Source organism: Putridiphycobacter roseus (assembly GCF_003234935.1).
Classification (GTDB): Bacteria; Bacteroidota; Bacteroidia; order Flavobacteriales_D; family Crocinitomicaceae; genus Putridiphycobacter; species Putridiphycobacter roseus.
In genome coordinates this window covers 347,899-374,298 of record NZ_QKSB01000002.1, presented here as the reverse complement: position 1 = coordinate 374,298, position 26,400 = coordinate 347,899, and the positions used below count along the sequence as shown (strand labels likewise).

At 35.5% G+C, this 26,400-nt stretch carries 19 protein-coding genes; 13 read left to right on the top strand and 6 right to left on the bottom strand.

The window, feature by feature from the left end; genetic code table 11:
- Positions 1-198 precede the first annotated feature (198 nt).
- From DNU06_RS17800 to DNU06_RS05435, 3 genes are all read left to right on the top strand, one after another.
- Positions 199-363: a hypothetical protein gene (locus tag DNU06_RS17800; RefSeq protein ID WP_158526824.1), complete on the top strand. Its 165-nt coding sequence runs from the start codon at positions 199-201 to the stop codon at positions 361-363.
- A gap of 168 nt (positions 364-531) precedes the next feature.
- A complete protein-coding gene (locus DNU06_RS05440) occupies positions 532-1,158 on the top strand; it encodes a carbonic anhydrase (protein WP_111062213.1) in 627 nt (208 codons plus the stop codon).
- Positions 1,159-1,228: 70 nt separating this feature from the next.
- On the top strand, positions 1,229-2,926 hold the full coding sequence (locus DNU06_RS05435) for an acyl-CoA synthetase (RefSeq protein ID WP_111062212.1): 1,698 nt from the start codon (positions 1,229-1,231) through the stop codon (positions 2,924-2,926).
- A 113-nt stretch (positions 2,927-3,039) separates the two neighbouring features.
- Here the strand turns inward: DNU06_RS05435 and DNU06_RS18090 are convergent, their stop codons facing one another.
- A complete protein-coding gene (locus DNU06_RS18090) occupies positions 3,040-3,171 on the bottom strand; it encodes a hypothetical protein (RefSeq protein ID WP_262510040.1) in 132 nt (43 codons plus the stop codon).
- A gap of 162 nt (positions 3,172-3,333) precedes the next feature.
- Between DNU06_RS18090 and DNU06_RS05430 the strand changes: the two genes are divergently transcribed.
- The 4 genes from DNU06_RS05430 (at position 3,334) to DNU06_RS05415 (ending at position 7,758) form a co-directional block, all read left to right on the top strand.
- The gene (locus tag DNU06_RS05430) at positions 3,334-4,488 is read left to right on the top strand and encodes a 1-acyl-sn-glycerol-3-phosphate acyltransferase (protein WP_111062211.1); all 1,155 of its coding nucleotides are present in this window, start codon (positions 3,334-3,336) and stop codon (positions 4,486-4,488) included.
- 199 nt (positions 4,489-4,687) lie between these two features.
- Positions 4,688-5,608, top strand: coding sequence for a hypothetical protein (locus tag DNU06_RS05425; protein ID WP_146239158.1), 921 nt, complete (start codon positions 4,688-4,690; stop codon positions 5,606-5,608).
- Between the two features lie 313 nt (positions 5,609-5,921).
- Entirely contained in the window at positions 5,922-6,800 is an 879-nt protein-coding gene (gene rimK, locus DNU06_RS05420) for a 30S ribosomal protein S6--L-glutamate ligase (protein ID WP_111062209.1), read from the top strand.
- A complete protein-coding gene (locus tag DNU06_RS05415; protein ID WP_233502960.1) occupies positions 6,775-7,758 on the top strand; it encodes a succinylglutamate desuccinylase/aspartoacylase family protein in 984 nt (327 codons plus the stop codon). The genes rimK and DNU06_RS05415 overlap by 26 nt, the downstream gene beginning before the upstream one ends.
- A 14-nt stretch (positions 7,759-7,772) precedes the next feature.
- Here DNU06_RS05415 and pbpC read toward each other — a convergent pair whose 3' ends face one another.
- Together pbpC and DNU06_RS05405 are read right to left on the bottom strand one after the other, a co-directional pair.
- Complete coding sequence (pbpC, locus tag DNU06_RS05410; RefSeq protein WP_111062208.1) at positions 7,773-10,079, bottom strand: penicillin-binding protein 1C; 2,307 nt, start codon at positions 10,077-10,079, stop codon at positions 7,773-7,775.
- Positions 10,076-15,676 carry an alpha-2-macroglobulin family protein gene (locus tag DNU06_RS05405; RefSeq protein ID WP_111062207.1) on the bottom strand — a complete coding sequence of 1,867 codons (5,601 nt, stop codon included), beginning with the start codon at positions 15,674-15,676 and terminating at the stop codon, positions 10,076-10,078. Before DNU06_RS05405 ends, pbpC begins: the two co-directional genes overlap by 4 nt.
- A 334-nt stretch (positions 15,677-16,010) precedes the next feature.
- Here DNU06_RS05405 and DNU06_RS05400 point away from each other — a divergent pair, with 334 nt between their 5' ends.
- From DNU06_RS05400 to DNU06_RS05390, 3 genes are all read left to right on the top strand, one after another.
- Positions 16,011-16,469, top strand: a complete 459-nt coding sequence (locus tag DNU06_RS05400; RefSeq protein ID WP_111062206.1) for a TspO/MBR family protein — start codon at positions 16,011-16,013, stop codon at positions 16,467-16,469.
- A gap of 112 nt (positions 16,470-16,581) precedes the next feature.
- Entirely contained in the window at positions 16,582-17,157 is a 576-nt protein-coding gene (locus DNU06_RS05395; RefSeq protein WP_111062395.1) for an NUDIX domain-containing protein, read from the top strand.
- A 255-nt stretch (positions 17,158-17,412) separates the two neighbouring features.
- Complete coding sequence (locus tag DNU06_RS05390; RefSeq protein WP_111062205.1) at positions 17,413-18,030, top strand: 2OG-Fe(II) oxygenase; 618 nt, start codon at positions 17,413-17,415, stop codon at positions 18,028-18,030.
- 97 nt (positions 18,031-18,127) lie between these two features.
- Here DNU06_RS05390 and DNU06_RS05385 read toward each other — a convergent pair whose 3' ends face one another.
- Positions 18,128-19,432 (bottom strand): serine hydrolase, encoded by a 1,305-nt coding sequence (locus tag DNU06_RS05385; protein ID WP_111062204.1) that lies wholly within the window; start codon positions 19,430-19,432, stop codon positions 18,128-18,130.
- 163 nt (positions 19,433-19,595) lie between these two features.
- Here DNU06_RS05385 and DNU06_RS05380 point away from each other — a divergent pair, with 163 nt between their 5' ends.
- The 3 genes from DNU06_RS05380 (at position 19,596) to DNU06_RS05370 (ending at position 24,049) form a co-directional block, all read left to right on the top strand.
- Positions 19,596-21,563 (top strand): T9SS type A sorting domain-containing protein, encoded by a 1,968-nt coding sequence (locus DNU06_RS05380; RefSeq protein WP_111062203.1) that lies wholly within the window; start codon positions 19,596-19,598, stop codon positions 21,561-21,563.
- Between the two features lie 153 nt (positions 21,564-21,716).
- Complete coding sequence (locus tag DNU06_RS05375; RefSeq protein ID WP_111062202.1) at positions 21,717-22,745, top strand: META domain-containing protein; 1,029 nt, start codon at positions 21,717-21,719, stop codon at positions 22,743-22,745.
- Between the two features lie 203 nt (positions 22,746-22,948).
- Entirely contained in the window at positions 22,949-24,049 is a 1,101-nt protein-coding gene (locus DNU06_RS05370; RefSeq protein WP_233502959.1) for an MBL fold metallo-hydrolase, read from the top strand.
- Between the two features lie 107 nt (positions 24,050-24,156).
- On the opposite strand, the gene DNU06_RS05365 is transcribed toward DNU06_RS05370, so the two are convergent.
- Together DNU06_RS05365 and DNU06_RS05360 are read right to left on the bottom strand one after the other, a co-directional pair.
- On the bottom strand, positions 24,157-25,761 hold the full coding sequence (locus DNU06_RS05365; protein WP_111062200.1) for a CTP synthase: 1,605 nt from the start codon (positions 25,759-25,761) through the stop codon (positions 24,157-24,159).
- A gap of 95 nt (positions 25,762-25,856) precedes the next feature.
- The gene (locus DNU06_RS05360) at positions 25,857-26,396 is read right to left on the bottom strand and encodes a hypothetical protein (protein ID WP_111062199.1); all 540 of its coding nucleotides are present in this window, start codon (positions 26,394-26,396) and stop codon (positions 25,857-25,859) included.
- Positions 26,397-26,400: the final 4 nt, after the last annotated feature.

The window sequence follows — 26,400 nt, the reverse complement described above, 5'->3', positions numbered from 1 at the left end:
ACTGATTTTATTTTGGACCAATACAGTATAGTATGGTAAGACTCAATTTGTTTTAAATTCTTTAATAATTTAAGAACTTGTTTTATTTCAATAGATTAAAGAGTTTGAATTTGGAATATTATTATATTTACATAGATGGGGTGGGGTTATGTAAAAAATGTTAAAAAGGCCTTTCTTAGGGGGGATTACATTTTTCAAATGTATATCTTTAAAAGCGAAATGGTGACAAGGAATTTGTCTATTGAGCTAGGGGGAGAATTTGATGAAATGATTCAGGAAATACATTTTACTAATGGCTATTTTACTGGTTCTCCTAGAAAGGAAAAAGTAGAAGAAAAGACAAGTACACCTTACCACTATTAAACTATTAATTTGACTAAAACTGAAAACATATTAAGTTGTTTTTATTTCCGATTGATGAATAAAAAATAAAGGAGAGATAAGGGCTAAAAAAATCACCAATAAAAAAACTAGAACAAGAATTTCTTGGGGGTAAGTTGCTTTTAACGGGAATTAACAATAAAAAACAAAATGGATATAAAACGTATTTTTACAAATAATCAAAAATGGGTAGACGGTAAATTAAAAAGAGATACCAATTATTTTAATAACCTTTCTAAGGGACAAAATCCCGATATCCTATATATTGGCTGCTCAGATAGTCGAGTGACGGCGGAAGAGTTGATGGGAGTTGCCCCTGGAGAAGCTTTTATACATAGAAATATAGCCAATATGGTTCCCAATACCGACTTAAGTGCCATGTCGGTGATAGATTATGCGGTATTACACTTAAAAGTAAATCATGTGGTAGTTTGCGGTCATTATTATTGTGGCGGTGTAAAGGCTGCCATGGAGTCAAAAGATTTAGGAATACTCAATCCTTGGTTAAGAAATATTCGTGATGTTTATCGTACCCATAGAATAGAATTAAGTAAAATAAAGGATGAAAATTTACGATACAATAGGCTGGTTGAGTTGAATGTACAAGAACAGTGTATTAACGTTATAAAAACAGCTGAAGTGCAAAGGGCATTTCGAGATAGAGGATTGACTGTTCACGGTTGGGTTTTTGACATTCATTCTGGAAAACTAATCGATCTGAAAATTGATTTTTCTAAAATAATGAAAAATGTGATGGAAATTTATCACCTAGAATAAGTATAAAATAATCACAACAGGAATGCCTTTTTCTTTTGTCTCGAAAGGGGACCTGTTTAATAAAATAAACATGGAATTATTAGAGTTTTATCAAAAAGTAAATCAAAAAATAGAAGCAGGTGAAATAGCCGATTTATCTACTTTTAACCCACCAAAACCAGCATATTTTAATTGGGTGGAAGATATATTTTATCCTTTAAATGTCCAGCATTATGGTGATACAAATGCGCTCATTTGGAAATACAAGGAGACACAAAAAGAATTTACTTTTCAAACCATTTACGACAGAAGTAATCAATTGCTAAACCTACTGCGAAATTATGGCGTAAAATCCGGAGAAGTGGTCTACACTATGTTGCCCCTTATTCCTGAAAACTGGTTTGCTTTATTGGCTGGAATAAAAGGAGGGTTTATTAATATGCCGACTGCTACTAATTTAGTAGATAAAGACCTATTGTATCGTTTTGAAACGTTATTGCCAAATGTCATGATAGCGCACCACGATTATGCAGCAGTTATCGATAATGCGGAAACGTTATTGGGTAAAAAAATTAAGCTTAAAATTATTGTTGGCGGTAAAAAAGAGGGTTGGTTGAGTTTTGATGAAATTCTGAAGGAAGCTTTAGTTTGCGAGGCTGCAAAGACCAAATCGGATGATCCTTTGGTGTACTTTTTTACCTCAGGAACAACTGGTCTGCCTAAAATTGTAGTCCATACCCATTTTACCTACCCAGTCGGCCATTTATCTACTTTAACTTGGTTGGGCTGCCAAAGGGGGGATGTGCACTATAATATCTCTTCACCAGGTTGGGCAAAATTTGTTTGGAGTAGTCTTTTTGCACCTTGGAATGCTGGGGCAACTATCTTAGCCAATCAGGTAGATCGATTTGATCCGAAAGAACAATTACAGACCATGGAAACGCTTAAAGTGAGTACCTTCTGCGGTTCTCCAACGGTGTATAGAATGTTTATTCAAGAAAATATTAGCGAGTTCAATTTGAGTCTTCGTTCTTGCTGTGCTGCCGGTGAGCCACTGAATCCTGATGTGATTAGTAAATGGGAAAACGGAACAGGTGTACTTATTAGAGATGGTTATGGTCAAACTGAAACGACCGCTTTAGTGGGGAACATCTTAGGTCAAAAGTTAAAACCCGGCTCTATGGGTAAAAGTACATTTTTATACGATATTGGAATTTTTGATGAATCTGGAACAGAAGTACCAGCATTAGAAGAAGGTATTATTTGTGTGAAAATGACAGGTAAAAAAAATAATGGCATATTTTTAGAATACCTAGATGACCAAGAAAAAACGTTGAATTCATTTAAGCATAACCTTTATTATACCGGAGACAAAGCCTATAAAGATGAAGATGGATATATTTGGTTTATCGGTAGAGATGATGATGTAATCAAAGCTTCAGCATATAGAATTGGACCTTTTGAAGTGGAAAGTGTTTTAATTGAACACGATTATATTTTGGAATCTGCAGTTGTCGCAAGTCCGCACCCTTTAAGAGGGTATTCTGTAAAAGCTTTTGTGATGCTAAAAGAAGGGGTTAGTCCAAGCGAAGAAGTAGCTAAGGAAATATTCTCCTTTTGTGAGGAAAGGTTGGCAAAATATAAAGTCCCTAGAATTATTGAGTTTCCAGCATTACTACCAAAAACAATTAGTGGTAAAATTAGAAGGGTAGAGCTGCGAGCGAATGAAGCTACTGCCAAGTTAAATGAAGCGTTTATTGACCAAGAATATTTTTATAAAAAATATTGAAAATAAGTAACTAACATGTTCCGTGACTTTTGTTGTGCCAATACAAAAGTCATGGATAGTACTTGTAGGATTTTAATTTATTCGGTATAAAGTTTTTTGAAAAAATAAACATCTCATGGAAAGTGCAGGTGAAGCATATTGGTATCACTGATGCGCAGTGTTTGTTTATGGTCGACAGGAATATTACTAGGCATTACCTGTGATAATTCATTTAAATGAATAGCTTCGTAAATTAGATTGTTCATCAAATTTCTCTATGTTTTACCAATTCTTTAAGTACCTCGTTGGGTTTTCATTATCCATCTTTTTTAAAAAAATTGAATTTATTGACAAAGACAGTTTACCTAAAAAAGGGCCAGTTATCTTTGTTTCAAATCACCCGAGTGCGGTAATGGATCCTATTGTAATTGCAACAAAAATTAAAGGAGAACTCAGTTATTGCAGCTGCAGAATGGTTTGGTAATGGGATTAAAAATTGGATTTTCCGGTCTCAATTCAACATGATTCCAGTATTTCGCCCATGGATTGAAAAATCGAAAAAGAAGAGTAACCATAGGATGTTTGAAGCTTGTACAAAAAGTTTGAACGAAGGAAAACGAATCCTCATTTTTCCTGAAGGAACCAGTGTGACTTGTTCGTATATTCGGGAACTAAAAACGGGTACGGCGAGAATGAAGTTGGATTATGAAGGACATCCCGCATCTAAAGAACCTTTGTTAATTATCCCTATTGGTGTCAATTATTCCCATCCAAATGAATTTTATGGTTCGGTGACCATAAAAGTGGGTAAACCGATTGATTTCGATTCAATAGATGTGGAAGGGGCCTCAAAAGATGAGCTATTGTCTCTTTCAAAGTCTATGACAGATAAAATTCAGGAAGGCATGGAGAGTACCATTGTTTCTATTAAACCTGGTGAGGATAAAGTATTATTTGAGGCGGTTATTGCCTTGTGGGAGTCGCCTTCCTTTGAGACGAAACAAAAGATAGCGTACAAAATTGCCAATCAAAAGAATAATCAAGATTTTTTGGCTTTTAAAAAAGATTTAGCTTCCTTTCAAAATGATTTAAAAAATTATGGCCTATCGGCGCAATTTGACAGGCCTTTTTCATACTTTAAAAAGCTGTCTATTTTATTATTGCTCAGTCCTTTTTATCTTCTGTTTATTCTTGCTTTTGCGCTGCCATTTTTATTCTCAAAATTTATATTCAATAGGTATTTGGCCGATAAGATTGATACAGCATACGAATCCGAAAAATTGAACCCTTCCTTTAAAGGGACACTAATTTTTTTGTCCGGTATGGGTATCTTTATGCTTTGGATGATTATTGCTTATCTTGCCATAGGCGTCTGGTCTCAAGCCTGGGGATACGGTTTGTTATTATTTATTTTGGCATTCCCAATTATTAAAATAGGCCTATTCATTCACCATGAATTACTTGATTTTATCCCACGGCTAAAAGATGAAAAAATAAAGAAAAATTATTCTGCGGCCCTTGAAAAACTCTCTCTTAAAAAAAAGAAATTAATCTCTTTTGTGGAATCCCTTTTAAGCCAGTAATTTGTCCTGTTAAATGACAAGGGATTATAACCTTTTTATCTGAACTATTAATCAAACTCATTTTAAATGCTTATATTTAAGGGTGTAACGTTTTTAATTCCGCTGGTGGAATAGAAATTCGGGTGTAAATATAATAACCCATAAGGTCTTGTAGTTCGTGATGATAAACAAGTATATAAATGGTTTAAAAAGGTGAGTTATGAGGAATAAAATTAGATTGGTACTATTTTTAATGATGGGGGTAAATGGTAATTTGTTTGCTGTTGAGTTGCCATTAAATTTGAATAAATGGGATGTTTTAAGTCGTGTGTCGGAAGACAGTAAAAAGTTTACGAAACATGTTTGGAGCAGTATTGCGGTAGACCAAGGTATTAATCATCCTTTGTTTTATCCCTATAATGAAAATATTCCTGGATTGGATAAGAAGACTAAAAATTTAAATCCAGTTTTATTTGATCAACAGCAAACAGCAATTAATTGGAATTTATGGAACATTATGGTATGTCATATTGTTCAAGGAGATTTAACTCTTTATTCTGCTGTTAATCCAGTGGATACGGACGAAAAAGACTATGGCTTTTTAAAGTATCCAATCACAAAAGAAAAGTATATTAACGAAGGGGAGGCGTCTAATGATTGGTCGTATTTGGATTGGTTGAAGCATTATTATTTGGCGACAGAATTTATTGATCCCTTCGCAATGCCCTTAAAAAGTATGGTTTATCCTGATGAAGATTCTTTAATTATTGATGAAACGGATGGTTTTGCTATGGCTGTGTATCCTCAAAGTGAATTTAAATGGTTTCAGGATAAGGATATCATTAAGTATAAAATACGGGAAATATGGACCTATGATAAAAATGGGAAAGTGGTAGATAAAAAAATGGAAGCCATAGCGCCAGTGATAGGGAATAAAGACCAAAACGGTAATATAATGGGGGAGCGTATACTGTTTTGGATTGACTTCAAGGAGTTAAGTCCCCATTTAACCACTTCGTTTATTTTAATTAATCGGTATAAAAAAGAAAAAATTATTTCATTGCTAGAATTTTTCCAGCAACGGGAATTTTATGCAAGTTTATTGGAAGATAAAAAAGCCTTGCTCAAAGCGACAAATTAATTCATTTTATAAGGGGAATGGAAAGAATAAGTAGTGGCAAAATCCCCTTTTAGTTGTTTTAATACATTTTTATTGCGTGTATGGTAAGCTTGTTGTCTGTGGTGACGTAATTTTTAATGGCAAAAGGCAGCCCCAATTTCTTTTTTATTTTTAAAAAGTCTATGTGAAGAAAAAAATAAAAAGGACTACATTTCTTTTTATTATATACATTCGCAAGCACAAACATCCTATATTGTAACCATACCGTATATAGAGTAGTTGTGTATTTCCGCTTTACTGTATAGAGTTTTAAAAAAATAAAAAATAATAAAATATGAAATTTGCTATCTTATCTGCTAACGCTAATCTTTATTCTACCCAAAGAATTATTGAAGCAGGGGAAAAGAAAGGGCATGAAATGATCATTATTGACCATACAAAATGTGACCTTGTTATTGAAAAGAAACGTCCGATTGTTATTTATAAAGACGAGGAAATATCAGGTATAGATGCTGTAATTCCAAGAATTGGCGCTTCTGTTACCTTTTTTGGGACCGCCGTGGTACGCCAATTTGAAATGATGAAAATATTTACTGCTACTGAATCTCAAGCTTTAGTGCGTTCAAGAGATAAGTTAAGAAGTCTTCAAATATTGGCAAGAGCCGGACTTGATTTACCAAAAACAGTATTTAGTAATTATTCTAAAAATGTAAGCAATATCGTAGATAAGGTTGGTGGTGCACCTTTGGTAATAAAATTATTAGAAGGAACACAAGGTTTAGGTGTGGTATTGGCAGATAATAGAAATTCTGCGGAATCCATTTTAGAGGCTTTTAATGGTCTACAAGCCCGTGTAATTGTGCAAGAATTTATTAAAGAAGCAAAAGGGGCTGACCTTCGCGCATTTATTATTGATGGCGTAGTAGTAGGTGCCATGAAAAGACAAGGAAAAGAAGGCGAGTTTAGATCCAATTTACACCGTGGTGGGTCTGCAGATATTGTAAAGTTGACAGATGAAGAAGAAAATGCAGCATTAAAGGCCGCAAAAGTAATGGGACTTGGAATAGCAGGTGTAGATATGCTGCAATCTGAACGTGGACCGTTGATTTTGGAAGTGAACTCTTCTCCAGGGTTGGAAGGGATTGAATCTGCGACTGGTAAAGATATTGCTACCCAAATTATTAAATATGTGGAACGAAATGCAGACCACTAATGTAGAGGTCCTAGGGAAGGATGTTTTGTCAGGAAAAGGATTACATTTAAACCTGGATATTGCCAAACTTCACACAGGGACTAAGATAGAGGTGCCCATCATTATTGAACGTGCAAAAGTACCAGGGCCAACTATCTTAATCACAGGGGGAATTCATGGAGATGAAATTAATGGGGTTGAAATTGTTAGAAAAATTGTCGCTAATGGATACCATAAGCCACAAAAAGGGATGGTGATTTGTATTCCCGTAATTAATATTTTTGGCTTCTTAAATCAAACCCGTCAATTTCCGGATGGTAGAGACTTAAATAGGGTTTTTCCAGGGTCAAAAAGAGGATCCTTGGCAAGTATTTTTGCTTACCATTTAATGAAGGAAATTGTACCACATGCAGATTATTGCTTGGATTTTCATACTGGTGGTGCTGACCGATTTAATGCACCACAAATCCGTATCAACGAAGGAGATGAAGAAAGTTTGACTTTGGCAAAGGTTTTTGGTGCTCCTTTTATTATCCAATCTAAAAGAAGAGAAAAATCCTATAGGGATGCCGCAATTAGTTTAGGTAAAAAGGTCTTGTTATTTGAAGGAGGTAAATCCTTACATTTAAATGATTCAATTACCAATGCTGGCGTAAATGGCGCTTTAAATGTCATGCAGCATTTAGGCATTAGAGATTTTTCAAATGAGTTAAATGAAAGAGCAGTTGAACATAGCGTTACTCCTAAATTAATCGAAAATTCGAAATGGATTAGGGCTGGTTACTCGGGGATGTTTCGTAGTAACGCAATTCTTGGAAAAATGTACAAAAAAGGGGAAGTGATTGGCAGTATTTCTGATCCATTTGGCTTTTTTGAAAAAACCATAAAGGCGCCTTCAAATGGGTATGTTTTTTGTATCAACGAGGCTCCTATTGTAAATAAAGGGGATGCTATTATTCACATGTCTATAGAAGCTTAGGTTTGGATAAATAGTTAATGTCCCTTAAACTGAATGCTTATTTTATTTCCTTGGGAATCGATTATGGACAAGTGATGAAGCCCCGGCTTTATGTCTAATGCCAATGCATGGTTGCCTTTTGTTTTGCCTACATAAGTATTGTCTAAATGCCAAAATAATTGCGCGTTTGCATTGTGGTGTGTGGCTTCTACAATTATTTTTTCATAAGTTTGGTCGAAATTTTTTGGAATTATTACTTCGGTTTGATCTTGTGGATATATAATCGCTAAGCCTTCTGAATCGCCTTGCAAACAATGTTTTGAATACGGAGGGAGATTGTCGTAGTTGGGATGGCTTTTTTTATAGTAATAACTTACTATTGGAGATAGGACGAACCATGTACTATCTGTAATTTCTGAATCCTTAACACAACCTTTAAATACTCTTTGAAAAGCGGAATTGAGATGAATTACTTGGTGATATGTACATGAGGAGGGCATCTTACTCTGTAACGGGGCTGTTACTTGCACTGTTGGACAATTGGGCGAGGGAGCAAGACCAGAAGTCGCACATAAATGAATGTACTTCAGGTTCGATTCAGGGCTTTCAAACCAGCTTTGTTCCGGTAATCTTTGAAAAATATTAAACATCAATGGGGCTGCTGTTGAAACACCCGTTAAACCAGGTCGACCTTCACCTTGGGCGTTTCCAACCCAAACAGCGACCAAATATTTTGCATCATAGCCAACCGCCCAAGCATCTCTAAAACCAAAACTGGTTCCGGTTTTCCAAGCTACTTTTCGAGAAGAAGAATACTTTTTCCACCCGCCTTCAATACCTGGTCTTTGTACTTCTTGTAATGCTTTTGAAATTAGCCACCATGTACCATAATCATAAGTAAGTGCTGTTTTGGTTAGTCGTTCTGAATCGATTAAACGCAGTCCCGTTTTTAGCTCTTTTTCTTCTGTGAAAAATGCATTTAATTTCCTGGCTTGATTGGCGTAAGTTTTTGCGACTTCCCAAAGGGATACTTCTGCCCCTCCTAATATTAAAGTTAAACCATAATTGTCCGCTGAACGATCAATGGTGGTAAAGCCAAGGGCTTTTAATTGTTCGTAAAACCTGACCATGCCATACGATTTTAATAAATTTGTCGCTGGGACATTTAATGATCGCGCCAATGCTTTTTCAGCCCTCACTACGCCTTCGTATTCTTTATTAAAATTGGATGGGGAAAACCCATTAATGGAAACTGGAACATCTTTTAATAGGGTAGAGGGATGTATGCGTCCTTCTTGAATGGCATTGGCATATAAAAAGGGCTTTAGTATGCTGCCTGAGCTTCTTCTCGCCTGTATTAAATCAACATAAGCAGCGTTTGCACCAGCAAAATTTGCATTGCCGACATATGCTTTCACATTGGCTGTTTCTAAATCAATGACCATGGCACACGCATTATTTACGCTGTTTTCTTGTAGGTGCTGTACATAAGCGTTTAAACTAGCACTCACCTGTAACTGAAGTGTACCGTCAATAGTGGATTCAATCCTTTTTCCGGCCTGCCCCTTGCGGGAAATATATTCTAATAAATGATAAGCATTGCTAGGTAAGTCATTTGGTTTTGTAGGTAAAGCCTCTAGTAAGGATAGGGTATAAGTAGTGGAATCAATGACTTGATGTTCCATTAATTTTTTTAGGAGTCGATTGCGTTTTGCTTTTAAAGCGGCACTGTTTTTACCAGGACGAATTAAAGCGGGTGCATTTGGTAAAACAGCTAAAGTAGCATATTCTGCCCACGAAAGCCTGCTTAATGGTCGGTTAAAATATCGCCAAGCGGCGGCTTCAGCGCCAACTACATTTCCCCCATAAGGAGCATGGGAAACGTACATGTTTAGTATTTCAGACTTGGAATAACTGAATTCCATTCGGATGGCTAAAAATATTTCTTTAAATTTTTCCCAATAGGTACGTTTAGGGTTGTGGCGAGACATCCGCAATACTTGCATGGTGATAGTGCTGCCACCACTAATGGTTTTTCCTGAAGCTATATTTTGTTGGATGGCACGAAACATGGAAACAGGATTTACTCCTGGATGCGCATAAAAGTATTCATCTTCAAAATAAAGGATACAATCGGCTAAAGCTTTCGGTACACTGTCTAATTCCGGAAACCGCCATTGCCCATCTTTGGCAATTTTAGCAGATAGTAATTGCCCATCTGCATCATTTAAAATTGTAGCATAGGGGTCATTAAATAACTGCTTGGGAAAACACCAATAAAAAATCAAACTGAACAAAGCAAAGCCAATCAGTTTTCGTTTGTTTACTTTTGATATTTTCATTTTTTTACCACTTCAACCCATCCACCTGCTTTAATAGATGAAATTCTTTCGTCATACATTGGCGCGCAAAATACAGCTGGTTGATAAAAACGTCCTAAGAAAGTGGCATTCAATTTAATTTCAATCGTCACTGATTTTCGTGGATTCAAACTAAAATAAGAATAAACGCGGTCATCTCTAAAATCTTGGTAATCTAACTGCCCATTACCTTCAAAATCGTCATTTATCCTACTGTTAATGATTTGCCAACCTGAAGGAAAAATTTGACTTAATGCTACTTCTTGGTAAGCTTTTCGAATACCTGGGTGACTAACGGTGACAATTGCTTTAAAATCTTGCCCTTGTTGTAAACGTTTAATATCCAGTACCTGTCCTTTCATGTCTACGTAATTGACTGTCATGTGTATGTCTTTTTCCTCACTTTCAATTTTATTTTCAGTGGGAATACCAGCTTGGGTAAAGCTTACAAATAAAGCGCCATCCCCATTATTTTTTACTGAAATATCTCCTGCATTTAATTGCTTGGGTAATAGTTCAATCTGATACATGGGTAATTCCGAACTGATGGACTGTGTTTTTCCGTTGATAATAACGCTACAGTTTATTTTTTTTGAACCTTTATTGGAGCCTATACTTTTTCCGATTGCCAGTAATGCAAATGACCTCGCTTGTGTACTGTGCCACCCTGTATTCAACTCTTTTGCTAGGTCTAAAACTAACTCGCCAGCACGGTTGTAATCTTTAAGGTAGAGCATGGTTTCCAATATCATAGCACGGTCTCTTAAGTCGGAGCCATAGGAATACCCCATGTCACGATAGGGGGTAACGGTATAATCCCGATTGGCTAATTCTGCGGCTGCTTTTTCTCTACCAATAATGGCATATGCTGCCGCCAAACGCCATGCCGCAGCATTGCTTAATCGAGGATCACTCTTTAAACGATTCATAGCCCCTATATCCGGCGATTCTGCCAAAGCTAAAGTGTATAATCGATAGGCTTGAGAAAGGTCACCTTGGTATCTTCCCCAGTTGAAATAGGTATTTCTATTCCATTGAGAAGCCGCACCTTTTTGAAATTTAATCCAAGCTTTAAGCATGCCTACTGGAATTTCATATCCTTTGTTTTTGGCTTCTAATATAAAATGTCCTGCATAATTGGTTCCCCATTCTGAAGCAGATGAATTGCCATCTGGCCAATAAGAAAAACCACCTCTGGTATTTTGGAAATTTCTATATTTTGCTAAAGCCGCTAAAATATTTTCATCTATTTTCTCTTTTTCAACTTTGGTTAAATTGACAAACGAGCCTAAGTATAATTGTGGGAATACGGCTGAGGTAGTTTGCTCAATACAGCCATGTGGGTAACGAATTAAATAGCCAATTTGCTTTTCTAAATTTAAATCCGGGATTTGTGAAATTTGTAATTTTGCTGTATTAGTACCACTAATACCATAGGATTTGTATTTATGTTGCCAGTCACTATTTGTGTTGACCATGGAAAATTCTGAAGACTCCACTACAGGATTTGAAGGACGAACTAATATTTCAATCTCTTCAAAGGCTGTTTCTTTACCCGAACTAACACTTACTTTAAATTTGGCAACACCTAATTTTCTTGCGACATTAAAATCGAAATAAATTGTTTTGTCTCCTGTATTTTTAAAGGTTACCGTTTGTTCTTTACTTCCTGCTGCAATCAATAAATCATTGGTACTTACCTTTACTTTTACATTTTTAATACTTTTACGCATGGAGATTACGTTTACCGGAATTGTCACTTTTTCTGAAGGGCCTAATACTCTAGGCATAGTGGCTTGCACCATCAGTGGTTTTTTGACCTGAACTTCTTGTTCTGTAGCGCCATAAGCGCCTTCATGTGCTGCAACAACCATCACCCGAACAGCACCAATGTAATTTGGTATTTTAATACTGTGGCTTTTTTCAGAACCTGCCTCTAAATAAAATGGTCCGAGGTATTTTATGACAGATTTAAAACGATTGGCAGTAGCATCTGCTTTGTATACTAAACCTTCATCACCTCCTACAGCCAATAATGCAGTCATTTTACCTGTTTGGGCGCTCATTACATATTTATACATATCCCAACTTCTTATGCCTAAAGCTTCCTTGGCATAAAATGTCGACCAAGCATTGGGGGTTTTAAAACGGGTTAATGACAATAAGCCTTCATCTACAATAGCTAAAGTATATGCCATTTTTTGACCATTTTTTTCTTTAACTTTTACCTTGAAATTAGTTTCCGGTTGTACCGTGTTTGGACAAACTATTACTGGGTTTAAATGTGTCTGTGGGTCACTGACCTGCAAAGGAACAACACCGTACATTCTAATAGGTAATGAATTTTTATCTTGCCCATGTGGTTGAATTAAAACTACACTTACATAAACATTTGGTGCCATTTCAGTATTTGTAGGTACTTCAAACTTGGTGCTACCTTCCTTGGCATCTACCCAAAATTGATCTATTACATGGTCGCCTTTTTCAATGGTGACGTATAATTTGCCAATCCCTCCAGAAGGTACGGTAATTGTCGCTTTTTCTCCCACATTATAAGCTTCTTTATCTAACTCTAAGTTTAACATAGAAGCAGCTTCTGTATTTCCATCCATATCGCTATACCAGCCAGCGTAATCCGCATAAAATTCTTCCATGGCACTATGTCCTGATACTGGATCAACAATTCGAAGCATATATTTACCCCAACCTCGCTCAGGGAAGTTAAGATCGTAAATACCTTTGCCTTTGGTGATGCTAAAATAATCCGACATAATTAAATCGCTAGATCTGCGGTTGATGTAACGTGTTAATTCATCTGCTCCATCACCTTCCCACCACCAGTTATAAGATACCTTATAAAGTTCAATTTTCACTTTTCTACTCATTGGGTTTCCCTGTTCATCCACTGAAACCAAGGAAATACCATGACTATCTTCTGTACTCAAAGCATTTCTCCAATTGCCTCCTCCAGGTAATTTTATACCTACATAACTCGCGTAAGGGGAGTATTTAGTTGAGAGGTAATCCTCGCTAAAATCTCCACCTTTTTCAAATACTTTCGTTTTAAATTTCATCTTCAGCATGCCTGGAGATTTGCTAGGTTTTCTCCAATCAAAATTTAGTTTTACTTCACCAGTGTTTGATGTGTATGCCTCACTTACCACAGGTTCATCCATCTCAAATTGATTAGAACGATCGTCAAACTGATAGTTTTCGTAACCTTTGAAAGCAGTTTTCATATTTGCCACTTCCATTTCTACCCTTGTTTTAAGTTGCGCGCCAGGTGCGCCATATAACCATTTAGCACTTACTGTGGTACTGATGGTTTGGTCGCCTGAAATGACTTTGGGTAAATTCAAATCAATCTTAATTCTATTGGGTTTTATCGTTTCTATTTTCACCGCATGTTCAAATTCAGAATTACCAACTATTGCTTTTACTCTCCAGGTGCCAGTGGGTGATTTTTCAGTTGTGTTAAACTTAAAACTGTACATTCCTTTTACCCCCGTAATTGCAACCTTTTTATCGGTTAATTTACCCATTGGATCGTATAATTCCATGACAACAGGATGGGTTTCAGGCAAGGTTTTCAATTTGTCTTCTAAAATAAAAGTCATAAAAAGGGAGTCGCCTGGACGCCATACACCACGTTCGCCATAGATATACCCTTTTATTCCTTGCTTTACCTCTGAACCGCCAACCTCATAAAGGCTTAATGACAAAGCAGAACTATTGTCTACTCTTAAATATCCCCTTTGATTTCCTTTCTTGGCCATTAATAAATAAGGTTTTTGGTGGGCCTTAAAACGAACCATTCCCTTTTCATTGGTGCTATTTGTTGCTACCAATTGGTTTTGAAAATTATAAGCTTCCACCGTTACGCCGCCTATCGCATCAGTTGACCTTAAATCGGTAACCACGACATCAAATTCATGGTCAGCTCCCTCTTTAGCCATGATGCCAAAATTACTGGCCATCACATTTCTACTGACTTGACGTTCGTAATATTTATAATAAGAATCTGAACACGGATTTTCTCGGTCTTCATATTCCGACCAACCTTCAAACCAATTATTGGCATCAAAATAATATTCATTGGAATCAAAATTTAAATCTCTGCGCTTCATTGGACTTGCAATACCTGTACTATCTCCACAAGGGTATAGAGATTGATAGCGTTCAAAAGACATCATTACCCGATAAATAGCGCCTGGTTCAGGTTCAATAAATCGGTTTAAATCGACTTTGAAATTATTCCAAACTCCATAATCAATGGCTTGGTCTGAAACTAAATCCACAGTACCATCATAAACCATTCTTCCAACTCTAGTAATGTTGGATGATCCGCTATGCTGGTTGTCTTGGAAGAATTGGGTGATGTTATTTTCAAAAACTTGGAGGATTCTAATATTTACGGCTTTCAGATTGATAGTCTTAAATGGAAAATTAATTTCACCATTAGATGGCATAATAACTCCTTCTCCAATTAATTCCAATGCTGGCTTCTCTAAGTTAAATTCGACCACCTTTTCATAGTTGGAAATTAATTTATTTCCTTTGCTATTACGAATATTCTGACTGACAATAATTATTTCTTCGCTATCGAGTTTACCAACTGGATAGGCTTTTATTTCATTTTGAATGATGGATAACCGCATTTCATGTCCTGAAGCTAAGTGAATTAAGCCCGTTAAATCTTGTTTTTGGTCTATCGGATCCGAAAATTGGATGGAAAAATGTAATCCTGGCTCTCGAACTGTCGTAGCTTGCAATACTGAAAATTCGTCTAAAGGAGGCATACGGATGGATTTATCCGCTTTTACTGAGACGCCGATAGCTTTTCCATTCCATAATAAATCAATAAACTGTTCTTTTTTACCTCTTTTTACATTTGTAATGGTATAACCATGTGTTTTATTATTGCCGTGTGTCCATACAATATTCAATATTTTCCCACCTTGCTTGGCAGTAAAACAAGCTTCTAAATCGGCGGGTATCACCACATCACTAGTTCTAACGGTGCCAAATATTTCTTGCTTGGTGAAGTCTGTTAAGTCGGTTGGTTTTATGCCTTGAAAATCAACAGATAAATTTTGGTGTATTATCATAAAACTAAACAGCATTTCTCGATAGTTTTCTGAAACGGTCATTAGCTCTCCTAAATGAAATGTAGCTTTGTATTGTTGACCTGATTTTAATTTTTTATTGGGCCTGAATTCAATGGTTTGTTGGTCTAACCAATAGGCTTGTCCTTCTATTTCTGGACTAAAAGAAAATAGGTTTTGAGCCAATGGCTCTCCAGGTTTTGCATTTTGATCAGGTTGAATTAAAACTACTTTAATATTATCGCTATTAGACATTACCCCTGAAGTAAAGGCGTTGACATAATTACTAAACCCTGGATCTACTATAATTTGTGCCGTATTACTTTGGTCGTTTCCGCAACCAATTAATAAAAGTAAGAGTGCGAAATAGAAGATGATTTTTTGCATAACATGTAGAATTGTTGCAGCTGACTGTTCAGCTTGGTGGATAAAAGTAGTTATTTTGATTGATTTTTTATCTCCCTTTATCGGCAAGTTTCCGAATTTTAGCTACCTAATTATTATATGCTACAGCTTGTTAATTATTCGTTTCTCCTTTTTAAATAGTAATTGGTTTGGACTTTCCTGTGCTTGCACTTCCGTGTGTTTTAGACCAATTTACACTGACATAATCCATTTTCAACTTTCTTGTTTGTCTCGGTAAAAAGAGGCTTTCATTAAAAGCGTATTTTTTGCTTTGGTTAGGTTTGAATTATCGGTGTTATAAGTTTGGTGTGGAAAAGGATATAACTTTTATTAAAAGTGAATAGGTCGTGTTTTGATTGCATATTAATGATTAAATTTATAGCAACTTTAATCTTAAATAAAAATGGTTTTAGCGGTACTTATTTTCTTAATCATCAATTTTGTTGCCCTTGGAATTGGGGGGATTTTCACTAGCAAAGGAGTGCGTTCTGCTTGGTATGTAAATGCCAAGCAAGCTCCTTGGACGCCACCCGGTTGGGTTTTTGGTGTAGCATGGACCCTCATTATGGTTTGTTTTGCATTTTATATGGCGTATTTATGGACTTCAATGACCAGTAAAGGGTTGATTATTGGTTTATTTACCGTGCAAATTTTGCTAAATGTCATTTGGAATCCTATCTTTTTTAAATTCCACAAAGTATTACTTGGTTTGCTTGTCATTGCTTCTTTAACACTGCTTATTGGTTTTATGCTTGTTTATTTTATGGACATTCTAAATTGGCGAACTGCTCTTATTTGGCCGTATTTTATTTGGTTGTTAATTGCTACTTCTTTGAATGCTTATATATATGCAAAAAATTAAGGGTGTATCCGTAAGACCAATTTTGGTTATGCCTCATTTTATTTAAGACATTAATTTTAAATTTTACATCACCATTCCATCTTGGCTGGTGGTAAAAAATAGTAGAGATAACATGAAATATGAAATTCTGAAAGAAGAGATTGTATTTGATCAATTTTTTAAAATAAAAAAAGCAAAAATTAGACAGGATTGTTTCGATTCAACAACCATAGAAATTGAGCGTTTGTGTTTTGAAAGAGGAGATTCAGTTGCTATTCTACTCTATGAAAAAGATACGGACTCTTTTTTATTTACCAATCAATTTAGGTATCCAACCATTAAAGAGAAAGATGGGTGGATTTTAGAATTGACGGCTGGTTCTGTGGAGTCTGCGGAAAGTAACCAAGAAAGAATGGGAAAAGAAGTAGCAGAAGAAATCGGTTACCAGGTGAATGAAATTGAACTGATTCACACCTTTTTTGTTTCTCCAGGTGGTAGTTCCGAAAGAATTGCACTGTATTATGCAACGGTTCGTACCAAGGATAAGGTGTATGAAGGAGGGGGAGTAGCTACAGAAAATGAAGACATTCAATTGGTGAAAATAAAGACGAATGAATTGATTAAAGCATTCCACGACAATCGGTTTAGAGATGCTAAAACTATTATTGGTATTCAATGGTTCCTTTTAAATAGGTCAGTTATTGAATAAATAAACGCCTAATTAAAATGACTTCAGTTTTTTCCAAATAAGCGGCTGAATCGTATTTTTATTTTATGCTTTTTATTGAATTTCAGTTGCAATGTATTCTATTCTGATAAATTATACCAATAGCGAACGTTCGTTTGGTTTTTGTAATCGTTTTGATTTATTTTAAGGAAAGTATAAAACAGATTCAAAAAGGGCGTACATTTGAACACCTCTTTGTACATCAAAACTCATAGGCTAAACCTTAACTATAGTTTTATGATTGATGAAGAACTGCAAGAGCAATTGCAATTTGAAGGGCTTATACAAGGACTTATTCAAAATGATTACGGTTATTGTATTGATTTTATTTTACCTGAAATTGTTGTCGGACTGAATGCAAATATTCAAACATTATTAGATGCCGAAAAAATGAAAATTTCTGGTATTGGAAATAATTTTGCATATCAAAAAGATAAAAATATACGCGGCGATAAAATTAATTGGATTGAATTAAGTAGTGTCAATACTTTTGAATTGGTTTATCTAAAAAAAATAGAAAAATTCATCTTGTACTTAAACAAAACCTGCTTCACGGCCATTAATTGTTTCGAAAGTCATTATGCTAACTACGAAACAAATAGTTTTTATAAGCGACATGTTGACCAATTTAAAAATGAAGGTGCCCGTCAATTTTCTATTTTACTTTATCTCAATGATAATTGGCTAATCTCAGATGGCGGTATGTTGGCTTTGTATCCTACTGGTAAAGACCAAATTCATATCTCGCCATTGGGCGGAAGTTTGGTTTTATTTCGCAGTGCAGAAATGGAACACGAAGTACTACCGTCTTTAACTAGAGAACGCCGAAGTATTGCTGCTTGGTTAAAATGTTAATTGCATTATGGGTACGTGTTTATTTTGGTTTTATGGTACTTGCCATGCCTTGATTTTTCGTACAAAAATGCAGCATCTTCACTATTGGATTAAACGATTAATTCAATATCAATTTTTGGCTGAATACCGCTTCTTCTGTTTTAATTTGAATAAAATAAATACCCCGATTAATGTGATCAGGAATTTGAACAGTGGTGCTGTTTCCCGTTAAAAACTTTTTCCATACTAACTGTCCATTTAGCCCATATAAGGTGAAGGCAGATTGACGATCTAATCCATTTATATGGATTTGTCCTTCCGTTGGATTGGGGTAAATTTGTAAATCTAATTTACTAGGAGCTGTTGTTCCTGAAGTACTACACATTATTGGGTTTAACATTTGCCAAATACTATCGTTATAATAGTTTGGTACATAACTGCTGCCTGGTGCGTTCCCCATTCTAACCACAATCAAGTTTTCACTAGGTGATATGTTTAGAATTTGACCATTTTTCCCCATACCAGCATAGACATCTGCTGGCGCATTGGGCATAAAACTGCCTGAAAAAACGGCTTGTAAACTTGGCATCATAAAAGAAGATTGACCGTTTAACCACCATAGGTAACCATACGATTGGTTTAATGTTTGAGAAGGGGTAATCATATCGTTTAAATAATTTACATCATTCATGAGTTGATTACCATCCCAGTTACCATTGTTTAACATCAACAAACCATACCTTGCCATACTTCTAGGTTTTGAAAAGTAAACTGAACTTGTGCCATAGTTGAGATAGAAACCATCCATTCCTGTTGGGGTTTTTAACCTAGGCGTCATAAATAAATTGATGTTATTACCGGAAGCATTTTCCAATACTGTTCTCAACAAAGAGTAGGGACCATTGTGGTATGCCCACCTAGTACCTGCATCTGCTAAGTAAGTCAAACAATTTGCTTGAATACAATCAAAATTAATTCCACTATCGTCAAGACCTGTGGTCATGGTTAATTGATGTCGTATGGTGATTTTTTCTTCTTGCGCATTGGTTAAACTGGTCCAACCATTACCTAAATAAGTAGCAGTTGTATCTTCAATAGAAAGTAAACCTTCCTCTTGTGCTTTTCCAATTAAAAAGGAGGTAATCGTTTTTCCTGCAGAAGCCCAGTACCATAAACTATCTTTAGTAAAAGTATCATAGTATTTTTCAATCACAATTTTACCGTTTTTTAAAACAATAAAGGCCTTGGTGTTTGATTGCTCTAAATAATTATATAAGGTAGGAAGTTGATCGGCACACCATCCTAATTCTGTAAACGAAGTCTCCTCCCAGTTGTCGCCTGAAATAGGTGGAAAATATAAACTTTGCCCCTTAACATTGAAAAAAAAGAGCAGGAGACTAAAACTTAGCAGCATTGATTTCATATCTATTATTTTGAGGGTATGACTAAAACGATATGCTTTGGTTTAATTTATAACAAATAAAAAATACTATGTGATTAGTTGTTGCTCTTTTTTTATCAGACTGCAAGTGTTTTTGTTACGTAGATTTTATTTCTTATTTTAGAGGAAATAAAACACGACTCTTATGCTGAAGCAAATTTTACTAAGCACTTTATTTTTAATACCGTTTATCGGTTGGAACCAGACTACTGTTTATGGTGTGGACTTAAATTCTCCTATTTTAAATGTAATCAATACGAATACCTTGGTTGCAACAACAACTTCTCTTACTTCCGCTACCGGAACGATTGGAGGTTGTAATGGCATGGCTTCTGATCCATGTGGCCTTGATTATGTGGTTTATAAAGTCGCATCCAATAGATATCTTGGTAACATTGACTTGACAACTGGTGTGGTTACCGAAATTGGACTTTTTACGGACAATATTTCCAGTATTGCTTACGATTATATCAATGGCGTAATGTATGGTGTAACAGGAGATGGCGCAAATAATCCGGAAGAACTATATAGCATTAATCTAACAACGGCGGCCATGACTTATGTAATGAGTTTAGGAAACGGAAATGATGGAGAAGCGATTACTTTTAATCCAGTTGATCAATTATTATACCACTGGAGTGGTTGGGGTTTAGGGAATGTAGTTATGGAAACCATCCACCCAACTAGCATGGTAATAACACCTGTTACATTGAGTGGAGATGATATTTATAATGTTGGCGCTGCCGTTTACGCAGGAAATAAATTTCTGGTTTCTGATATTAATGAGCAAACTTTGCATTGGGTTACCACTGCTGGAGCAGTTACAAACACGGGAAGTATCTATGAAATTAAAGGGCTCAGCTACGGCGGAAGTTCTCTACCTACAGTTTCTATTGTTGACAATGACGGAACTGTAATTTGTGACGGTATGGCTATTGATTTAACCGCTAATAGCAATGGTCCAAATGGTTCTTTTGAATGGTTTGATGGAAGCGGTGTTTCCACTGGTATTACAACAGCAACGGTTTCAGTAGATACGGCAGGTACGCTTAAGGTAGAATATACTGATCTTTGTGGGGTTGTTGCAATAGATTCGATTACATTAACAATTGGTACAAGTCCGGTTGTCCAGTTCTCTACGGCTAGTCCAATAGGAATTTGTCCCGGAGATAGTATTTTAATTTCGACGACTACAAGTGGTACTAATCAATGGTATTTAAATGGTAGTGCTATGCCAGGTGCAACCAACGATTCTGTGTATGCTGATGTAGCTGGAATATATAATATGCTACTTACAAATAATGATGGTTGTGCAGATTCAGCTGCAACTGGCTTTTCTGTCACCTTAAACTCTGTGCCAAATGTAACTTTATCTCCTGCTGGAGGTGCTGTTTTCTGTCCTGGTGATAGTGTAGAAATAAATGTAAATACTGGTGGTGGAAATATTCAATGGTATGCTAATGGAGTGTTAATTCCAAATGCCAATTCTAATTCCTTTTTTGCTACGGCAGCAGGCGTTTATAATGTGATAAAAACGAATACTTCAGGTTGTACAGATTCTTCAAATGTTGCTTTGGTTATTACGCAAAGCGCTTTGCCAAATGTAGTTTTAACGCCTAGTCCAACCGTTAATTTTTGTGGGCCAACAACCGCTGATATTATGGTAAATGCTGGAGGTGGTAGCATTCAATGGTATAAAAATGGTGTAGCTATCGTAGGGGAAACTAGTAGTACTTATTCTGTGGCCAGTGAAGGGACTTATAATGTGCTTAAAACAAATACAAATGGTTGTTCCGATTCTAGTGCGATTGCCACAGTTGCAGTAGATACTTGCTTGTTGGGTGTGGAAGGTGTAGAATTAGACTTGTCGGTAAATATTTATCCAAATCCAGCTACCAATCAAGTAATTGTTGCATTTCCTACTGAATGGATTGGCAAGGGAACTTCAATTTCTCTTTTTGGAATGGATGGAAAAAAGGTTATAGAAATCAATAAAGAAAGTGTTTTAACAAATACTATAGAGGTAGATCTAACCTTATTAAGCCCTGGGATGTATGTTTTTCGTATGGTAACAGAAAATCAAGAAGTACTGAAGGAATTGATTGTTAAATAAAATATTTAAGCCTAAATTCTTTAATAGTTTATGGGTAGCTAAGTCTTGATCATGGAGGTAGCTGGATTGTTGGAATGAAAATTGTAACCGTTTTGGCATAAGTATTTCATTTAAATACTGATTAAAAAACGACCATTTATTAAACGACTATTAATGACTATCAAACAACTATTGGGTATAAGTCTGTTCCTATATCTTATCACTGGGTGCATCACTTCCCATAAAACTACCTATTGGATAAATAGCGTAAAAACCACTTGCCATACGGCTACTGGGGAAAAAGAATGCTTGATGGTGAAAAAAGGAGCGGATTTGGACAATACTACTTGGCAAAGTTTTATGGATACCATTGCTGGATTCGAATTTGAGGTTGGATACTTAAAAAAAATTCAAGTAAAAGAAAAACGTATACAACCAGAATCTCCGCTTGGTTCTTTGGTGAAATATACTTTAATTAAAGAAGTTGAAAAACAATTTGACTATATGCATTATTTAGATAAAGAATGGGTTTTGACTAAAATGAATGCACAGGTAGTGGATCTAATGATGGCATTACCATCTCTGGAAATAAATACGATAAAGATGCAGGTCAATGGAAATGGAGGGTGTAATATTTATGGTGGTTCTTTAGATAGTTTAACCGAGAATATTATAAAATTCGGTCCCTTAATGTCTACACGTAAAGCTTGCTTGAACGACAACATAGAATCAGTTTATTTGAAGCTGATGCAGGAAGTAAGTAGGTATCAAATTAAAAACGATTGCCTGCTCTTTTTTAATGAAAAAGGTGATGAAATACTTTCTTTTACACCCAAACCCATTGAAAAAGTGGCAATAAATAACACAAATAAACGCTTACATGATATTTGGATTACCACATCAATAAATGGTGGTGGAATTAAAAGGTTAAGCGCTGTGCCGTATTTGGAAATTAATTTGACCAATCAGCAGGTGTATGGTTTTAATGGTTGCAATGAATTTCAAGGTAATATTAAAGCTGTAGATGTGTTAAATATTCAATTTGTTGACTTTTCAAGTACTATTAAAGCTTGTGAAGAACCTAATTCTGTCGCGTTTATGGAGGCTTTAAGTAAGGTCAATTCCTATCGACTAAAAGGCGTACAATTAACTTTTTTTGATATGAATGACAATGTTGTGCTTTCTTTTATAAAGGGAGATTAGTTACGGAACCTAAAGGTATAGCCTGGTATCAAGTTTATTGTTGTTTTTTTTTGGAATTAAAAATCTGGACCATTGTATGTTTATTTTTAATCCACCATGAATCCAACTTTCCGTCGAGCTGAATCAAGGATAAATGCTTAGTTTTGTCGCTTATTATTGGATAAAACAAAATCATGAGACGATTCCTAAAAATTATTAAGCGTATGTCATTAATAATCGCCATTTTATTGGTGCTGTTGGTCGTTGTCACCTTTTTTTATGTGCATCAAAGCCAATTCGGTAATAATCCAACAGGTGCCAGACTGGAGCGGATAAAACAATCCCCAAATTTTAAGGATGGTACATTTCAAAATTTAAATGAAACGCCTCAATTAGCAGAAGGGTATTCGGTAATGTCCATCTTATATGACTTTCTGTTTGTAAATTATCCGCATACAAGACCAATAGACCTTATTCCGGCTATTCACCAAGATTTAAAAGCAATTCCTCTTGACAAAAATGTATTGGTTTGGTTCGGTCATTCTTCTTATTATCTGCAGTTAGAAGGAAAACGTATTTTGATTGATCCTGTTTTTAGTGGTAACGCGTCACCTATACCTGGGTCTGTAAAGGCTTTTGCAGGGACGGATGTTTATGCAGTAGCGGACTTTCCTAAAATAGATGTTTTATTCATTTCTCACGATCATTATGACCATGTGGATCATAAAACACTGTTAAAATTGAAAGAAAAGGTCGGGAAAGTAATTTGTGGCTTAGGCGTAGGAGCACATTTTGAAGAATGGGGATATGCCCCCGAAAAAATTATAGAGAAAGACTGGTATGAAAGTGTAGATTTGGGAAAAGATTTTAAGGTATTTGTTACCCCTTCTCGCCATTTCTCAGGAAGAGGTTTTTCTCGTAACAATACTTTATGGGTTTCTTTTGTTTTAAAAACACCAAAGCATACGCTATTCTTAGGTGGAGATAGTGGGTATGATTCTCATTATCTTGAAATTGGAAAAAAATACGGTCCAATTGACCTCGCAATTTTAGAAAACGGACAATATAATCCAGCTTGGCCATATGTTCACCACCAACCAGAACAAGTATTACAAGCAGCCAAAGATTTGGGAGCCACACGAATTTTTCCTGTTCACTCTTCTAAATTTGCCCTTTCAAACCATCCATGGGATGAACCATTAAAGGAAATTGTCCGTTTAAATGCAACTTATGATTTCCCTCTTGTGATACCAATTATTGGTGAAATAGTTTATTTAGACGATAGTACACAAGTATTTACAGAATGGTGGAAAGGGGTAGAGTAATTTAACTTTTAAGGTATACCTAAAAGTTAATTACAAAACAAACACAATTCTATTAATGATAGGTTGAATACGGTATGTTGTCTAAAATTGTGACCAGCATTAAAAGTTTAACCTTTTAACGCTGCCTTTACAAATGCTTTAAAAATTGGATGTGGATTCAATACCGTACTTTTATATTCTGGATGATATTGAACACCAACAAACCATGGATGCGTAGGAATTTCAACAACTTCTACCAATCCTGTTTTTGGATTTTTACCAGTAGCAATCATTCCTGCGTTTTCAAAATCATTTAAATAGATATTGTTAAATTCATATCTGTGGCGGTGACGTTCACTGATGGTAGTATTACCATAGGCTTCAAATAAGTGCGAAGAAGGTTTAACTTCACAGTTGTATGCACCTAGACGCATGGTACCACCCATGTCTACTATATTTTTCTGCTCTTCCATTAAGTCAATTACTTTATGGTTGGAATTTTCATCCATTTCAGAAGAATGGGCATCTGACCATCCTAATACATTTCTAGCAAATTCAATTACGGCACATTGCATCCCCAAACAAATACCCAAAAACGGAATATTGTTGGTTCTTACATATTCTATGGCATGAATTTTACCTTCAATTCCTCTTGATCCAAACCCTGGAGCAACTAATACCCCGTCTGAATTTTTAAAAATACTTTCCGCATTTTCACGTGTCACTTCTTCGGAATGGATCCAGTTTAAGTTTACTTGACAGTCGTTAAATGCGCCTGCGTGACCAAATGCCTCAACAATGGACTTGTAAGCATCTTTTAACTCTATATATTTACCAACTAAACAGATGTTTACTTGGTGTTTTGGTGCTTTTACTTTTTCTAAAAATGCACGCCATTCGTTTAAAGCCGGTTCGTTTAATGAAGGTATACCCAACTTTTCCATCACTACAATATCAAGTTTTTCTTCTAGCATTAATAAAGGCACTTCATAAATAGAAGCTGCATCTATTGACTGAATAACAGATTCGTTACTCACGTTACAAAACTTAGCAATTTTTGTACGTATTGAGTCATCTAATTCATGCTCAGTTCTACATACTAAAATGTCTGGTTGAATACCTTCTTCACGCAATTCTTTAACAGAGTGTTGTGTAGGTTTTGTTTTTAATTCTCCTGCTGCAGCTAAAAATGGTACCAAGGTTAAGTGAATAACTAAACAATCCTTTGGTAATTCCCATATTAATTGTCTTACTGCTTCTATATATGGAAGTGACTCAATATCGCCAACCGTTCCACCAATTTCAGTAATTACAATATCGTGTTTTCCTGCCTTTCCTAAAATTTGGATTCTTTCCTTAATTTCATCCGTGATATGGGGTACAACTTGAACTGTTTTTCCCAAAAATTCTCCACGTCTTTCTTTTTCAATCACCGATTGATAAATACGACCTGTAGTTACATTGTTTGCTTGTGAGGTAGCAGAATTTAGAAATCTTTCGTAATGACCTAAATCTAAATCTGTCTCTGCGCCATCTTCGGTTACAAAACATTCTCCATGTTCATAAGGATTTAATGTACCTGGATCAATATTGATGTATGGATCCAATTTTTGAATGGTTACACTATAGCCTCTGGCTTGTAATAATTTTGCCAGGGATGCGGAAATGATGCCTTTGCCGAGTGATGATGTAACGCCACCGGTTACAAATATGTATTTGGTTGAATTTGCCATGTTTTTTTGAGGAATTTTGTAACTCGGGATACAAAGTTAACCACAAAATTGAGACTCAAAAATAGAATTGTGAATTTATTTTTTAAAATGACTTATTATTGCATTTTATGCTTTTTAAAAAACTTGTCCCAATCCCATAAAAACAATTGAACCAGCTCATCCATTCTTTTTAAAAATAAAGGATTAGGTGAGTTCATGGTTTTAAAATAAGATTCTTGAAAATTATTTAAATGATATTTAAAAAAAACTGCTTTCGATAAACCGTATAAGTAATTTTTTGAAGGATAATTAACTTGAGAAATAAAAGTGCGCATTTTTTGAATATTTACATCCAATTCACTCGTTTGCATATCAAATATACTGGCATATTTTTTAATGATAAGATTAGAGAGGTCTTCCACATCATCTATTTCATTATTCTCCCCCAAAAAGGTTAAATTACCAGTGATTACAATCAATAGGAATTGCTGGTAAGCTTTTGGGTCTATAGAAGGGGAAGTTTGAAAAGCAAGGTCTTCATTGATCATACCTGCCACATCTCCGAAACCATTCTCAACCGCTTCTAGAAGTGAATTAACAAATATATTTGCTAATTTATCTTCATCTATTTTTTTTCTAATGGCTAATCCGAACATAAAA

Coding starts and splice junctions, on each gene's coding strand:
- DNU06_RS05380 (WP_111062203.1), top strand. CDS start 19,596: ATGCTGAAGCAAATTTTACTAAGCACTTTATTTTTAATACCGTTTATC.
- rimK (WP_111062209.1), top strand. CDS start 5,922: ATGAAATTTGCTATCTTATCTGCTAACGCTAATCTTTATTCTACCCAA.
- DNU06_RS05435 (WP_111062212.1), top strand. CDS start 1,229: ATGGAATTATTAGAGTTTTATCAAAAAGTAAATCAAAAAATAGAAGCA.
- DNU06_RS05370 (WP_233502959.1), top strand. CDS start 22,949: ATGTCATTAATAATCGCCATTTTATTGGTGCTGTTGGTCGTTGTCACC.
- DNU06_RS05440 (WP_111062213.1), top strand. CDS start 532: ATGGATATAAAACGTATTTTTACAAATAATCAAAAATGGGTAGACGGT.
- DNU06_RS05400 (WP_111062206.1), top strand. CDS start 16,011: ATGGTTTTAGCGGTACTTATTTTCTTAATCATCAATTTTGTTGCCCTT.
- DNU06_RS05415 (WP_233502960.1), top strand. CDS start 6,775: ATGTGGAACGAAATGCAGACCACTAATGTAGAGGTCCTAGGGAAGGAT.
- DNU06_RS05425 (WP_146239158.1), top strand. CDS start 4,688: ATGAGGAATAAAATTAGATTGGTACTATTTTTAATGATGGGGGTAAAT.
- DNU06_RS05375 (WP_111062202.1), top strand. CDS start 21,717: ATGACTATCAAACAACTATTGGGTATAAGTCTGTTCCTATATCTTATC.
- DNU06_RS05390 (WP_111062205.1), top strand. CDS start 17,413: ATGATTGATGAAGAACTGCAAGAGCAATTGCAATTTGAAGGGCTTATA.
- DNU06_RS17800 (WP_158526824.1), top strand. CDS start 199: ATGTATATCTTTAAAAGCGAAATGGTGACAAGGAATTTGTCTATTGAG.
- DNU06_RS18090 (WP_262510040.1), bottom strand. CDS start 3,171: ATGAACAATCTAATTTACGAAGCTATTCATTTAAATGAATTATCACAG.
- DNU06_RS05395 (WP_111062395.1), top strand. CDS start 16,582: ATGAAATATGAAATTCTGAAAGAAGAGATTGTATTTGATCAATTTTTT.
- DNU06_RS05385 (WP_111062204.1), bottom strand. CDS start 19,432: ATGAAATCAATGCTGCTAAGTTTTAGTCTCCTGCTCTTTTTTTTCAAT.
- pbpC (WP_111062208.1), bottom strand. CDS start 10,079: ATGAAAATATCAAAAGTAAACAAACGAAAACTGATTGGCTTTGCTTTG.
- DNU06_RS05360 (WP_111062199.1), bottom strand. CDS start 26,396: ATGTTCGGATTAGCCATTAGAAAAAAAATAGATGAAGATAAATTAGCA.
- DNU06_RS05365 (WP_111062200.1), bottom strand. CDS start 25,761: ATGGCAAATTCAACCAAATACATATTTGTAACCGGTGGCGTTACATCA.